Origin of the sequence: Fibrobacter intestinalis, assembly GCF_900167415.1 — a bacterium.
GTDB classification, from domain to species: domain Bacteria; phylum Fibrobacterota; class Fibrobacteria; order Fibrobacterales; family Fibrobacteraceae; genus Hallerella; species Hallerella intestinalis.
The window spans coordinates 1-13,460 of record NZ_FUWU01000068.1; the positions used below are offsets into that span (position 1 = coordinate 1).

Sequence of the window (13,460 nt, forward strand, 5' to 3'; positions counted from 1 at the left end):
TACTGTTTTTGCCTTCTGTGGAACGGAATGAACAAAAAATGCGAACGTCCTTATCTTGCGTTCGCAAAGTGACTTTTTAAGGGCTGACTATATAGTATCAGACGGAAATGAATTTATATGGATTAATCCAAAAACCGGAAATTTTATTCTTGATGAGAATGGAAAACCCGTTTGCAAGCACGTAAATCCGAAATCATTAAGCGTTTCAAAACAAACGGATCTTTCCGATTTTATTGATGAAATCAGCAATTGTCTCAGCGAAGAAAATGATCAAATTATTCCGAGACAGTATCTTGATCCTACAAATTTAGCAAAGAAAACAGCAAGAATTCTGCAGAACATGGCATTATCCTCATCAAAAAACTCTCTCTATACGTTTGTTGAGGTTTTTAACTTTAAATTCTTGTCCGACATTGGAATACTGAAAGGCTCTTATAGTTTTGAATCTATTTACCAAATTTTCAAAAATGAAAGTGCAGAAGACGCCTTCAAACAATACTTGACTACAATCCGTGATCGATTACTTGAATTATTTCCCACAAATCCAATTGACAATACATCTATTATCAACGGAAGAATTTTTCACACTCATTTGGACGAAATGGGGAATCCTATAATTACAGGTACTGCTGCCGACTGTTTTGGAAGACTTTTGGATTGTTTCAAGGAATACGAGAAAGATAACGGAAAATTCATCTATATACACAAAGATTTTAAGTCAAAACTGTTCGAAACATTCATGAAGAACAGTTCTGAAAAACAAGGAATGGGACAATTCTTTACTCCACTAAAAATCGTAAAAGAAATGATTCGCATGGTGGATATCAATGAAGGTATGAAAATCTGTGATCCTGCTTGCGGAGTTGGAAAGTTTTTATGGGAAGCCACATCAAAAATTTCTGAGCCTTTTTATTTTGAGGGAAATGAGCTAAAATCAAAAATAACACTTGTTGGTTTTGAAAAACGAATGGAAGATACCAACGACGATTTGACCACCATTCTTGCCAAGTCGAATATGGTCATCTATTATTCAGATTTACTAAAAAAATATTGTGATGATAATAAAAAAATCAAAATCATTTCCAAAGAAATGCTAAATAAAGTTATTACTTCTTCACACAAGACTCTTGGAACATTGGAACATTTAGATTTTGAAGATTACGATTTGATTCTTGCAAATCCGCCTTACTTCCAAAATGCTGATATAAGCAAAGCTAGTAAATATATCACCTATAAGGATCATGATCAAGATGTGAACGCATATACAGCAAATGGCGGAGGCATTGAAGGACTATTTACGGAGTGGATTGTGAAGTCTCTGAAAAAAGGGGGAGTTGCGAATGTTATTCTTCCTGACGGAATATTTACGAATATTGGAAACAATAAACTAAAAAAACTCATTAAGGATTCGTGTTTTATTGAAAGTATTATTTCTTTGCCTATAAATGCTTTCTTTACTACAAATAAAAAGACTTACATTCTTACATTAAGAAAACGAAAGCAAAATGAAACAGGGATTCAAGATTTTCCAGTTTATTGTTATTTATGTTCTTCAATTGGAGAAACGCTAGACTCATACCGCTTTGATATTCCAGACAATGACTTGCATAATGCCGTAGAAAACTATAATGTTTACAGGCTCTCGAAAAAGAATGAAAAAGTTCTTGAAATTGTAAAATCGGATAAGCGATGCAAATTATTGGATATATCTCTATTCAAAGATGAAGAACAATGGAATGTAGAACGTTTTTGGACTGAAAACGAAAAGATTGATTTGGGCATTGCTCAAACAAATGATAATTTAACATTGGAAGAATTCAATACTTTTTCCAGTTCAATTATTGATGATGTAAATGATAGCAAACAAGCTGTGCTTGCTCTAAAAAATGAACTGTCTTCAGAAAGACAATCTGTCCAACTTCGAATTACAGATTTGTTCACTCCAAAAAATGGTAATAGCGATCTTACAACAGCATATTGCGCCAAACATAAAGGGATATATCCGGTATATTCAGGAAATACACAGGGAGAATTTGCCAAAATTGATTCATATGATTATGAAGGGGAATATCTTACATGGGCAAAGGATGGTCTTGCAGGATTGATGATGTATCATAATGAAAAATTTTCATTGACTGGTCATCGTGGAATTTTGAAACCAACAGAAGCATGCAAGAATATAGACTTAAAGTATATAAAGTACATCATTGAACCGATTTTCAGAAAAAATATAAAAGGACGTCAGGGAGATTTGGGAAAAAATGAGTACACAACACTCAATTCAGATATGATAAAAAAGATGAAAGATAAGATTAACATTCCCATAAAAGAGGATGGATCATTTGACCTGGAAATGCAAAAAGAGATTGCTTCTAAATACGAGCAAATTGAAATGATAAAAAAGAATCTTTCTGAAAAAATTACAAAATTAATGAATGTTAACATAGTATAATTTTTTCTAGAAATTTATCACTGCATTTTTAGGGTAGAAGTAGTAGAATGCATATTCCCTTTAAAATCAAAAAAGCGTCTTCATTTGTCGCATAGATTAAGTATATTAAAAGCAATTTCACCAACAGCCCCAAGGAGGCAATTATGAGCGAGAAAAACGAACTTCTTGAAAAAACTGAACAGCTAATCAAAATGGCTCAAGAGGCTATCGCAAGAGAACAGAAAGAGACCGACAAGCTCATTCTTGATCACGAAAAAGAAGAACAATCACACATCATTTCTTCCAAGCGGTCGCTTTATACGGCATCGGCCTTTTACTGCAAAATCTGCCAAGTAGCCAAACTAAGTGACAATATACCCGACACATCGGCATCGATGATGAACAAGAAACATTTTACCGATGAGATTGATGTCATTACAAATTACTATGACGGGATTAACACGCTAGACCAGGCTTCTGAGCTATTGAAAAAAAGCGAAAACATTGAAGTAGCGAAAGTTTCGGAACTGCAAACGGCTATAGCATATCTTAGAAAGGCCCTCGTTGACGCGTTCAGATCCCATGCGGATGGCATCGCCAAGTCTTTACAGAATATAAAAGACTCTATTGCCAATGGATAATCAGGCTAAGACTCCGGAAATTACTATTTTATCCCAAACGGTTTCATATTCCACAGCAGGTACAGCGGGAGGCTGACCGTTGCGCATCCTTCGCAGTCATTTACAGCAAGGTTCTTGAGCGAAACTTTGTACCCTGTTTGTGGAGAAAACTTCTTGCAGAATTGCTTATAACTTTTGGCTTGCGTGTTGGTGGCTGCTTTGACTTCTACGGGGACAATTTTTCCGTCGGATTCAAACAAGAAATCCAGTTCGGCACTGTTTCCTGAACGCCAAAAATACGGTTTCCTTTGCTGATTGACAAGTTCGTTCAATACATAATTTTCGGTAATCGCGCCTTTGTATGTGGAGAGCGTTCCATCATCTAGCAAAATACTTTTATAACCCAGCGAAAGACGTCGACCAAGCAGCCCAATGTCCGAAAGATAGACCTTGAAATAAGTCGCATCGGCATTTGCCGAAAGAGGAACTTCTGCGTTTTGGACAAGCTCTACCAAGTGAACGAGCCCCGCGTTTTTCAACCATTGAAGAGCGGCTTCCAATTCGTGTGCCCTTTTGCCTTCCTTCACATGCGAAAAAACAAACTTGTTGTTTCCCTTGGCGAGTTGCTTCGGTACAGAATCCCATATCATGCGGATTTTTTCAATTTCTGACACGGGAGCATGCTTTGAAAAGTCGTCAGCATAATCTTCAAGTATTTCGTCCTGGATTTTGCCAATTTCTTCGAAATTTTTTGAATTTGCGTATTCGCTCACGACTTCAGGCATACCGCCAACAACAAAGTATTCTTTCAGCAATCGTTCAAGCGGTTTTGTATAGACATCCGGAATTTCGCGATCAACGGGCCACTCCGAAAAAAGTTGTATATATTTTTCTTCACCACATGCCATCAAAAATTCCACGAAATTCATCGGGAACATTTGCATTCGGTTTACCTTCCCAACGGGGAACGAAATATTTTCTTTTTTCAGGGCAACGCCTAAAAGCGATCCTGCACAAACCACGTGAAGTTCGGGTTTGTTTTCGCAGAAATATTTAAGCGATGTAATGGCACGCGGAGCCTCTTGAATTTCGTCAAAGAACAGGAGCGTTTTCCCTGCCGTAATTTTAGTTTGTTCAAGCAACTCCAGTTCGCCGATGATTCGGTCCACGTCGAAGTCGTAATCGAAAATGGCGGCATACTTGTCGTTTGACTCGAAGTTGATGTAGCAAACGTTTTCAAAGTATTTCGAGCCGAATTCCTTCAGCACATGAGTCTTTCCGCACTGGCGAACACCAGTCAAAAGTAAAGGCTTCCGACGTTTATTGTCCTTCCATGCGACCAAATCCCTTAAAATTTCACGTTCCATAGCCTTAATATACAAAAGTCATACGACTTTTGCAACAGAAATTACATTTTTTATAGGACTTTCGTTGTTTTGGCTCGAAAAAAGCCATGGTTTACGGCTTGAACTAAAAAATCGGCGAATTTAGCCAGTTTTCGCAAGTCTCCCTTTAACTTCTGCAAGCCATCGCTTTAGCAGAAACGCACAAAAATACGGAAACGTGTAAAACACTCCGTAAATTATTTTCGCCCCAAAATCACATTTTCCCTGCAATTTTAGCCATTTTTATCACAAAATCCCATCCGTTTTAAGCAAAAACATCACATTTTTCCAAACCAAGAAAGAAAATTTGCGATTTTAGCGAAATTTAGGCATTTCTCAACAAAATCCACTTACGGAACCATTCGGGCTCGTTTTCGATATTGTCCATAAGAGCCTTGATTTTTCGTTTCCCTAGACGAGCGTCAAGCACCGCAAGCAAACGGATAAAATAGTTGTCGTGCGTTATTGCCTGATCAATAGAAAGTTCGCTTAGGTATTCGTGGATATATTCCATTGCCTTTGCATCCCAAAAGCCACCTGCGACCAATCCTGTTTCGCGGATAATTTCGTTCTCGCTTTTTTCATCAAAACGGTAAAAACCGTCACGATAATATTGATGGTAGAATTGCGGGTTCGTGCAAAACCACGCTTCACCATCTACGATAATGGACAGTACATGCATTTCAGTCCACCAATCGTGTTTTTCCTTACAGCCCTTGGTCCGATAGACGTCGTAGTGGTAACTTACTCGCCCCTTAAGGTTTTCTGCAAGCCTGCTTTCCAAAACCTGTCTTGTTTTACTCCACATAGTTAGTCCCTTTTTGAAAAAGTTTATCTCTTCATAGCTTTCAGCAGGTTCTTGATTTGCTGGGGGTTAAGGGCGTTCTTTTTTGCCGTTTCCGGTTTGGGCTTCGGGCTCGGCTTTGCTAGATTCAAAACGGGGAGTCTGCCTATCGGCAAGTCAAACGGCAAATTCAAAAATTCTTTCAGGCGTGTGAACCAATCGGGATTCTTCATGTTGAATACGGGAGCGCCCTTGCGGTCAGCCATTTCGATGGCTTGCCCCGTTCCGCCGGAATCCCTGGTGCGCGTCGCGGCGGTTTCGCAGCCGTCCTTGGTGTAGCATACCACAAAATCAACGGTAGTATCCAGGTTGCGCCCGAAAATCTGGTTCGTGTTGCGTGCATACAGATCAAGGGCATGGCCCTGCAGCCTTTCGTGGGCGGGATGCAGTTCCTGCGCGATGGCGCGGGTTTCTTCGGTGGCATCTGCCGGAGTAAAGACGTTCTTGTGCGCGGGCGAACGGACTCCAGCCTCGAAGGCGGAATCGGCACCCAATGCGCCGCCGCTGTTCAGCGTGTAGCCCAGTTTCTCTAGCTCTCCGGCCAGCCAGCACATAACACGTTCCACAGGCTCTTTGGTATTCGGCTCGCAAAAGCCGCCCAAATCGCGGTGCCCGATTCCGGCGTACGTTTTACTTTTGCCCGTTGTCATGGGCAGGTCTTTGAATATTCTCATGATGCAATTCCTTTTGATTTTATAGTTTCCTGTAATCCGGCATGGGCAAGTCGTAAGGCAGCATGCGATTGTCATCATCGCCTCGGACTTCGTTGTTGAATGCCCAAATGGCGGTCTGCCATGCATTGTGAACATCCTCAATGTAATGCTCTTCGGGTTCATTCAAGTAATCGTACAGTTCGTTCTTTTCTTGTTCGTTCAAGAACCAGACGGCTTTGTTGTACGATCCTCCAAGTTCATATTTCGGCTCTAAGAAGGATATGCGAGCGCATTTGGTTGCAAGTCCTGGACGCCAATGGTTAAACACGACAAAGTAGGCCTTTTTGTGTGGTCCAACATCAATGTAGGCACGGAGATGCATATTCCGCAGTTTGTCCCAACCTGCGCCGCACGTCATCATGTTGAATTCAGCAATTTGCAACTTTCCGTCAGGCGAGTAAATATTGAGCCGTCGTTCAGAGCGGTAATCCAACTCGTTATCCAGCGGGAGAAACTGAATAGAATAGCAATAAACGGGGCAAAAGAAATCGCTGTCCTTCACAAATTCTTTCATAAATTTTTTTGCACGTTTCAATGTCGTGAAAATTCCCAAATCATGCTGGACGGTTTCACCACCAACACCGTTTGGGAGAATTGTCGCCACCACTTGATAAATGTATCTGTCAATCATAACACCTCGCTTCGCTTAATACAAAATCTTGTAAGAAACATAAAAACACTTCGGGTCTAATTTCAAAACATCCTCAAACGAAAAAAGGCTCCATTGCGTTTCTTCGATTAAATAACACAAGAAAATCGTCATGCCGTTTTCGACGAAATAGTCATAATTCAGCCATGTGCCCCACGCCTCAAAAATAAACCGGTCGCTGCCGTGCGGATCTTTGGGTTCGTCACCGTCGCCAAAAGTGTAATTCCTGATATTTTCCCAATCAGCGTAGCAATGCAATAAACCGCTAATCCAGTCTTCTTCTTTTTCGGCTTCTGTTTTCTCCGGTTCAATCTCGCTGCATTCATCTTCCCTGCCAAGCCAAGGATCGTATTCAATTTTTGCCTCAACCTGATATTCCCTGAGGTAGCCGGAGCCTTGCGCAATAAGCGAGTCCAACCCCTTCTTGGTTTCTAAAAACCTCAAGTACATTTCGTATTCGAGTTCACGAATACGCTTATCAAGCCGAATCATCTTTTCGACTTTTTGATCCGTCCATTCGAATTCGTGGTTGATTTTAATCCAGCGTTCCCACAAAAAATCGTAGTTGACTCTGGCCTCGCTCAACTCATCGTATTTTTCGTAACCGACCTTCAACTTTTCAAGTTTCTCAGAGCCATTCTCAATTGTCTTGTAGAACTTTTCTAGGACATTCCACTTGACCGAATACCCTAACTTAATCGCATTTGTGTTCATGTTAAACCTCTTCCGGTTCCCACTCAAAGCCTTTGCCGTAATGCAGAATTTTGTAAGAGGCAAAGAATTGTTGCAAATCCATGTTGATGATGTCGTTGTAAGAATAAAGACTCCAATGCGGTTCGGTCAGCAAATGGTCCACATAAAAAGTCATTCCGTGTTCAGCGAACTCCTTGATTTCAAGCCATTTGTCCCATGCATCAATAACGGCGTTGTCATTTTCAAACGGATTTTCGGGTTCTTGGCCCTCGCCAAAAGTGAAGGAGTCAAGATACTCCCAACCGGCATAATCCATGAGCAGACCGGCCGTCCAATCGTCAACGCCACGAATATTCCAATAATTGCCCGGGGCGATTTCCGCTTCGACTTGATAATCTCTATATCGCTTGTGGCCCTGCGCAATGAGGTTGTCAAGGTGGTTTTTGGTCTGCAAGAATGTTTGATAAATTTCCTCTTCGATTTTGCGAATGTACTGGTCGAATTCAACCAATTTTTTCTTGTTTTCATCACTCCACTCGAATTCGTCATTCATTTTTCGTCGGCGGTCGTATAGGAATTCGTAGTTAGTCAAGGCATAACGCATTTGAGATGCCATGTGCGGATCAAACAAATCCTCTTTCTCGTCAGATTCGCAGAACTCCTTCATCTTGGCGAGTTTTTCTACACCGCCTTCAACATCCTTGTAGAATTTCTCAAGGATATCCCATTTCACCGATCTTGCAATTCGTATTATATGCGGATTCATTTTGAAATTTCCTGGAATGGAGTCGTTAAATCACGCCCATAGAACCCGGCTCGGCATAACCATTCCGCTCAAGATCTTCCTTGTCTATGCGATAAGCAAGCTTTTCGCACGAACTGAATTTATAAACACGCAGTATAAAAACACTCTTGTAATTCTTTGTACCCATAAGGAACTCCTTACTGGGTACAAATATATATCGCCTATGCGACAAATACAGACGGATTAAGAATTATCCGTACATTTTCATTAGATACTGAGCGTATTCTTTAAGGCGTTTTCGCAGCGAAGTAGGCTTAACGACTCGGGCGATATCCGTAAAGGAAACAATCCAATTGAACAAAAGTTGGTTGATTTCTGCTTTCATACTCACCACAATCTTGCCGTTTTTTGACTTGACGATTTTCATAGAACGGTTAAATGGATTTTCCTGAAGGTAAAGCTTCGCTCGGCTTTCAAATTCAATTTCGACTTCTTCGAGTTTCGGTTCCGGCCCACTCAAGAACGCCGCCCCTGAAGCCACCTGACGACGGAATTTATCTAAAACCTTCGGCTTTTCAACAAACATTTCTTTCGAAAGCTTGACATTCTTGATGCGTCGAAATTTAAGCGTGTAAGTAGCACCTTCGACTTTTTCGGACTCACACCCCACATATAGTTCATCTTCGTAAATGATAATCATCAACGGGATACGAGTTGATCGTTTATCCGCATCTTCGGTCATGTAGGTCACGTCGATTTTGCGGTGATCGTGAATCGCCTGTAAAATGAGGCGAATTTTTTCGCTCGCATCCTCTTCAAATATCGGCGGAGTCCCCATAAAAAGGATTTTCGTATTCAATTCATCGCCTAATTGGCGGAGTGATTTCTGTTCATTGGCTGGCAGGCTTTTCTCGATGCGTTCCAAAAGTTGCGTAATGATTTCGCTTGTCGCAGGATAAATATTCGCAATCCGTTTGAGAAAAACGAAATGCAGCATGGTGTTTTCGAAATTCGGAAACAGAAGTCTTTCGGCATTGCGAAGCGCGGAACGGTAAAGAGCAGTACGTCCCTCGTTTTCGACCGCAATATAGCGACCACCATCCATCTCCGAAAGAAACCGCATATCGCGTTGTACATTGCGGAGTTCCCCTTCGGGAATTTCAAACGCGGTCATCAAATCGTTTATGGTAAATCTCTTATCCGGGTTCGAAATCACCTTTGCAAAGAGCTGCACAGTCCTTTCGCCGCGAGTCATGTCCGCCATAGAATCTCCTAGAAAAGTCCATTTTCAAATATAAACAAAACAGTTTTTTGTGGGGGAAAATAGATTTATTAAACGACAAATAGAGACGCAAAAAAGGAGTAATACGAAACATACTCTTTTCATCATTCAAACGACAAATAAGCCCGGGCGTTGCGGGTGCGGCACATGAGCACCCGCTAGAGAGGGTGAAGAGCAACGAAGTGCGAACCAGGGGGAAACTTCCCCCTCCATATACAAAAAGGACTGCATCGCTGCAGTCCTTGAATGTTTTTGGATCCTTCGACTTCGGGCTACGCCCTCCGTTCAGGATGACACGCTAGGAGATCCCCGTCTGCGCGGGGATGACATTCCTAATTACACTTCTTCAATAGAAGCGTGGTATTCCTGGAGGCTCTTCACAGCACCATGTCCGTTCCTTGCAGCGGCGATGCCCTTCACGGTGTTGTAGGCACCGGCAAGCGTCGTGATGTAAGGCACCTTGTACTTGATGGCGGCCTTGCGGATAGCGCTTTCGTCCTTGATGGCGTCGCGCTTTGCCCACGGCGTGTTGATGACGAGGTTCACCTGCTTGTTCAGGATGATGTCGAGGACGTTCGGGCGGCCTTCGGCGATCTTGTTCACGACTTCGCACTTGACGCCGGCCTTCTCGTAGAACTTGGCGGTGCCTTCGGTAGCGTAAATCTTGAAGCCGAGCTTCTGGAATTCCTGACCCACGGCGACGGCCTGTTCGGAGAGGTTCACCTTGTCGGACAAGCTAATCAACACGGCACCTTCGTTCGGGAGGAAGGAACCCGCCGCTTCCTGGCTCTTGTAATAAGCGAGGGCGTAGTCGTCGGAAAGTCCGAGGACTTCGCCGGTGGAGCGCATTTCGGGTCCGAGCACCGGGTCCACTTTCGGGAACTTGTCAAAGGGGAATACGGCTTCCTTGGCACCGTGGTGATTGAACTTTTTCTCTTTCAAATTCAAGTCTTCCAGCTTTTCACCGAGCATGAGGCGCGTTGCGAGGCGGGCCATCTGCGTGTTACAGACCTTGGAGACCAGAAGCACGGTGCGGGAGGCACGCGGGTTGGCTTCGAGGACGAACACCTTGCCGTCTTCGATGGCGTACTGCATGTTCATGAGGCCGCAAACGTGGAGGGATTCTGCAATCTTGCGAATGTAATCCTTGATGGTCGCGAGGTTTTCCTTAGTGATGGTCACCGGCGGAATAATGCAGGCGGAGTCTCCGGAATGAACGCCGGCGAGTTCCACGTGTTCCATAACAGCGGGAATGTAAACGTGTTCACCGTCGCTTAAAGCGTCAGCTTCGCATTCGAGCGCATTATGGAGGAAGCGGTCGATGAGGAGCGGGCGATCCGGGGTCACGCCAACAGCCTTGGCAACGTATTCGCGGAGCATGTTTTCGTCGTAGATGACTTCCATGCCGCGGCCGCCGAGAACGAAGCTCGGACGGATCATCACCGGGTAGCCGCCGATCTGCTTAACGCAAGCGAGGGCTTCGTCGATGTTCGTGGCCATGCCGCTTTCCGGCATCGGGATGCCGAGGTTATCCATCATCTTGCGGAACAGGTCGCGGTCTTCGGCGATATCGATAGAATCGATGCTGGTGCCGAGAATCTTGACGCCTTCGTCGGAGAGGGCGCGGGCGATGTTCAGCGGAGGCTGGCCACCGAACTGCACGATGACGCCAGCCGGCTTTTGACGCCTTCGGCGTCTGCCGCTTCGCCTCGGTCATAAAAATATGCGAGCATATTTTTGCTACACTCGGCTTGCAGGCTTTTCCTTGTGGTAAATCTGGAGCACGTCGCCTAATCATTTGGGCGTTCCCGCACATATATGTGCGGTCAGGCTATATTACAAGGCAACCCGGTCGCACCTTCGGCACACCCGCGTAGCTCTTGCAACGAAGCCTTGCTTCCAAGAACATCGGACAGGAACTGTCCGCAAGTCTTCGCTCCAAGGGGTCACTATCCCTAACGCGAATGCAAAAAAATGTTTTTTTCTGTAATCTTTTGATTTTCTCCTAATTTGAGTAGCTCCTTTTTGCTATTTTAGGAACAACTTTCATAAAAAGATGGGAATTCCAAGCGATTTAAATTCTTGTAGCAATCATAAACTAACAGCCACACCTATTAAGGATATGATAAATTTATGAGAATAAATAAATTAACCTACATTAACCACAACACAGGATGGAATGTCAGAGATATGTCAATCGATCAACTGACATTGCTTGTCGGTGCATCTGGAGTTGGAAAAACTCAAATTCTTCGTGCTCTGTTGGATATTGCAAGAATAGCGAAAGGAACTTCATACAATGGTGTGGAATGGAATGTGTCCTTCCAAATTGACAAATCAAAATACGAGTGGAATGGTCGATTTGAATCAGTTGTTGAAGATGACGTGAGCTATTTTGACAAAGGAGAAAAAAGTTATAGTATTGTTCATGAAAAACTTTTTGTCAATGGGAAACCTATTTTTGAAAGAAATAATTCCAAGATATTCTTTAACGGAAAAGAGACTGTTAAGCTTGATGTTTCAAAAAGTGCTATTGAACTTTTGAAGGAAGAAGAACTAATTGCACCTATTTATAAAGGGTTTGCTCAAATATATCGACTTAACAATGAAAATCGCGCAATCCGAATATCGTCTCATGTTAGCGAGAATCGTGATCAAATCAAGGATATTGCAACAGTTCATGATAGCAAACTCCTCTCTCCTATAGAAAAACTGTTTGTTCTTCGAAAGAATGGTTTAAATGCTTTTAGCACCATTGTAAACCTATTTAAGGAAATTTTCCCCCTTGTCGAAGATGTTGATTTTTCTAATGAACGTTTTTTTGATGGAACATTCGTTCCTATTCTTAAAATTAAGGAAAAAGGTGTAGACGCGTGGATTCTTCAACACGAAATTTCTTCAGGCATGTTCCGCGCACTCTCTCAGATTACAATCTTAACATTGGCTCAAGATGGGGATGTAGTATTAATAGATGAATTTGAAAATGGTTTGGGCGTTAATTGCATAGATAAATTAGCCTCACAAATTCTAGATTCCGAGAGCGACATTCAAATAATAATGACGAGCCACCATCCATACATTATAAACTGCATCCCATTTAAAAAATGGAAAATCGTCACTCGCAACGAAAGTAACGTTCGTATACTTAAAGCTTCAGATTTGAATATCGGAGAGCACTCAAAGCATGAAGCTTTCCTACAGTTAATTCAAACAAAAGAATTCAAAACTGGTCGGCAATGAACGTATACATAGTTGTAGAAGGCAATGAAACAGAGTTGTCTGTTTATCCAGCATGGTTATCTATACTTGCACCACAGATGCAGCGAATAGAAAACGCATCTCTTGTTGATGAAAATAATTATTATCTATTTTCTGCCAACGGAATTCCTAGTATTTTCAATCACACAGCAAACGCGATTGCCGATATCAACACCATCAACAGCTCATCTTCTAAGGGAAAATATGATTTTCTCATTGTATGCTTGGATACAGAAGAAGAAACAAGAGAATATATCGAAGATAGAATTCAAGAAAAAATAGATGAATCTGGGATAAAATTGAACAACCACACCCAATTACTTATTTTCGACCAAAAAGTATGTATGGAAACGTGGTTTTTAGGCAATAGAAAGGTTTTTAAAAACAATCCTCAAGGGGATAAATTTCTTGAGTACTTACGTTATTATAACGTAAAGATTGATAATCCTGAAAACATGGGATCAATTGATGAAGAAAATTTCACCCGAGCACAATTTCATTTGCGATACCTAAAAAGAATGCTTGAGGAAAGACATATTGTTTACAATAAAAATGACACAAGTGCGGTTTGTTCAAAAGAATATCTTGAAGAACTTATAAAAAGGTATAACGAAACGGGCCATATTTCAACATTTGGATCATGGTACGAATTTGTTAAAAACAAACTTGTTTGACAAATAATTCCATCAATCTTTATTTTGATCAAATTCGACAACCCCGCTTCTATAGATTTTCTTGGAATACCGGGCAATTATCAAAAGCAGGATATTAAATAGTCGTCCCTTAAATCCCGCCCAGCCCGCATAACTATTGGGAAAAACTGATTTCTACCCTGTGAAA

The 13,460-nt window shown here is 42.0% G+C and carries 12 protein-coding genes and 1 pseudogene; 4 read left to right on the plus strand and 9 right to left on the minus strand.

The window, feature by feature from the left end:
* The first annotated feature begins 55 nt into the window (after positions 1-55).
* Together B5D40_RS13365 and B5D40_RS13370 are read left to right on the plus strand one after the other, a co-directional pair.
* Positions 56-2,452 (plus strand): N-6 DNA methylase, encoded by a 2,397-nt coding sequence (locus B5D40_RS13365; RefSeq protein ID WP_143394430.1) that lies wholly within the window; start codon positions 56-58, stop codon positions 2,450-2,452.
* 143 nt (positions 2,453-2,595) lie between these two features.
* Complete coding sequence (locus B5D40_RS13370; protein ID WP_078777311.1) at positions 2,596-3,072, plus strand: hypothetical protein; 477 nt, start codon at positions 2,596-2,598, stop codon at positions 3,070-3,072.
* Positions 3,073-3,095: 23 nt separating this feature from the next.
* Here B5D40_RS13370 and B5D40_RS13375 read toward each other — a convergent pair whose 3' ends face one another.
* The 9 genes and pseudogenes from B5D40_RS13375 to B5D40_RS13410 form a co-directional block, all read right to left on the minus strand.
* On the minus strand, positions 3,096-4,418 hold the full coding sequence (locus tag B5D40_RS13375; protein ID WP_078777312.1) for an ATP-binding protein: 1,323 nt from the start codon (positions 4,416-4,418) through the stop codon (positions 3,096-3,098).
* A gap of 343 nt (positions 4,419-4,761) precedes the next feature.
* Positions 4,762-5,244 carry an SF0329 family protein gene (locus tag B5D40_RS13380; protein ID WP_078777313.1) on the minus strand — a complete coding sequence of 161 codons (483 nt, stop codon included), beginning with the start codon at positions 5,242-5,244 and terminating at the stop codon, positions 4,762-4,764.
* Positions 5,245-5,267: 23 nt separating this feature from the next.
* A complete protein-coding gene (locus B5D40_RS13385; protein ID WP_143394431.1) occupies positions 5,268-5,954 on the minus strand; it encodes a hypothetical protein in 687 nt (228 codons plus the stop codon).
* Between the two features lie 19 nt (positions 5,955-5,973).
* The gene (locus tag B5D40_RS13390; RefSeq protein ID WP_078777315.1) at positions 5,974-6,624 is read right to left on the minus strand and encodes a hypothetical protein; all 651 of its coding nucleotides are present in this window, start codon (positions 6,622-6,624) and stop codon (positions 5,974-5,976) included.
* A gap of 15 nt (positions 6,625-6,639) precedes the next feature.
* Positions 6,640-7,356, minus strand: coding sequence for a hypothetical protein (locus B5D40_RS13395; RefSeq protein ID WP_078777316.1), 717 nt, complete (start codon positions 7,354-7,356; stop codon positions 6,640-6,642).
* A gap of 1 nt (position 7,357) precedes the next feature.
* A complete protein-coding gene (locus B5D40_RS13400; protein ID WP_143394432.1) occupies positions 7,358-8,068 on the minus strand; it encodes a hypothetical protein in 711 nt (236 codons plus the stop codon).
* Between the two features lie 58 nt (positions 8,069-8,126).
* A complete protein-coding gene (locus B5D40_RS15745; protein WP_158222137.1) occupies positions 8,127-8,267 on the minus strand; it encodes a hypothetical protein in 141 nt (46 codons plus the stop codon).
* A gap of 63 nt (positions 8,268-8,330) precedes the next feature.
* Entirely contained in the window at positions 8,331-9,344 is a 1,014-nt protein-coding gene (locus tag B5D40_RS13405; protein WP_078777318.1) for a helix-turn-helix transcriptional regulator, read from the minus strand.
* A 354-nt stretch (positions 9,345-9,698) separates the two neighbouring features.
* A pseudogene (locus tag B5D40_RS13410) lies at positions 9,699-11,048 on the minus strand (ATP-binding protein); the annotation flags it as partial.
* Between the two features lie 447 nt (positions 11,049-11,495).
* Between B5D40_RS13410 and B5D40_RS13415 the strand changes: the two are divergent.
* Both B5D40_RS13415 and B5D40_RS13420 read left to right on the plus strand, forming a co-directional pair.
* Positions 11,496-12,602 carry an AAA family ATPase gene (locus tag B5D40_RS13415; protein ID WP_078777319.1) on the plus strand — a complete coding sequence of 369 codons (1,107 nt, stop codon included), beginning with the start codon at positions 11,496-11,498 and terminating at the stop codon, positions 12,600-12,602.
* Positions 12,599-13,294, plus strand: a complete 696-nt coding sequence (locus tag B5D40_RS13420) for a hypothetical protein (RefSeq protein ID WP_078777320.1) — start codon at positions 12,599-12,601, stop codon at positions 13,292-13,294. The genes B5D40_RS13415 and B5D40_RS13420 overlap by 4 nt, the downstream gene beginning before the upstream one ends.
* The last annotated feature ends 166 nt before the right edge of the window (positions 13,295-13,460 follow it).

What these genes read in the sequence shown, in the direction of transcription:
- B5D40_RS13370 (WP_078777311.1), top strand. Translation starts at nt 2,596, where the DNA reads ATGAGCGAGAAAAACGAACTTCTTGAAAAAACTGAACAGCTAATCAAA.
- B5D40_RS13375 (WP_078777312.1), bottom strand. Translation starts at nt 4,418, where the DNA reads ATGGAACGTGAAATTTTAAGGGATTTGGTCGCATGGAAGGACAATAAA.
- B5D40_RS13380 (WP_078777313.1), bottom strand. Translation starts at nt 5,244, where the DNA reads ATGTGGAGTAAAACAAGACAGGTTTTGGAAAGCAGGCTTGCAGAAAAC.
- B5D40_RS13385 (WP_143394431.1), bottom strand. Translation starts at nt 5,954, where the DNA reads ATGAGAATATTCAAAGACCTGCCCATGACAACGGGCAAAAGTAAAACG.
- B5D40_RS13390 (WP_078777315.1), bottom strand. Translation starts at nt 6,624, where the DNA reads ATGATTGACAGATACATTTATCAAGTGGTGGCGACAATTCTCCCAAAC.
- B5D40_RS13395 (WP_078777316.1), bottom strand. Translation starts at nt 7,356, where the DNA reads ATGAACACAAATGCGATTAAGTTAGGGTATTCGGTCAAGTGGAATGTC.
- B5D40_RS15745 (WP_158222137.1), bottom strand. Translation starts at nt 8,267, where the DNA reads ATGGGTACAAAGAATTACAAGAGTGTTTTTATACTGCGTGTTTATAAA.
- B5D40_RS13405 (WP_078777318.1), bottom strand. Translation starts at nt 9,344, where the DNA reads ATGGCGGACATGACTCGCGGCGAAAGGACTGTGCAGCTCTTTGCAAAG.
- B5D40_RS13415 (WP_078777319.1), top strand. Translation starts at nt 11,496, where the DNA reads ATGAGAATAAATAAATTAACCTACATTAACCACAACACAGGATGGAAT.
- B5D40_RS13420 (WP_078777320.1), top strand. Translation starts at nt 12,599, where the DNA reads ATGAACGTATACATAGTTGTAGAAGGCAATGAAACAGAGTTGTCTGTT.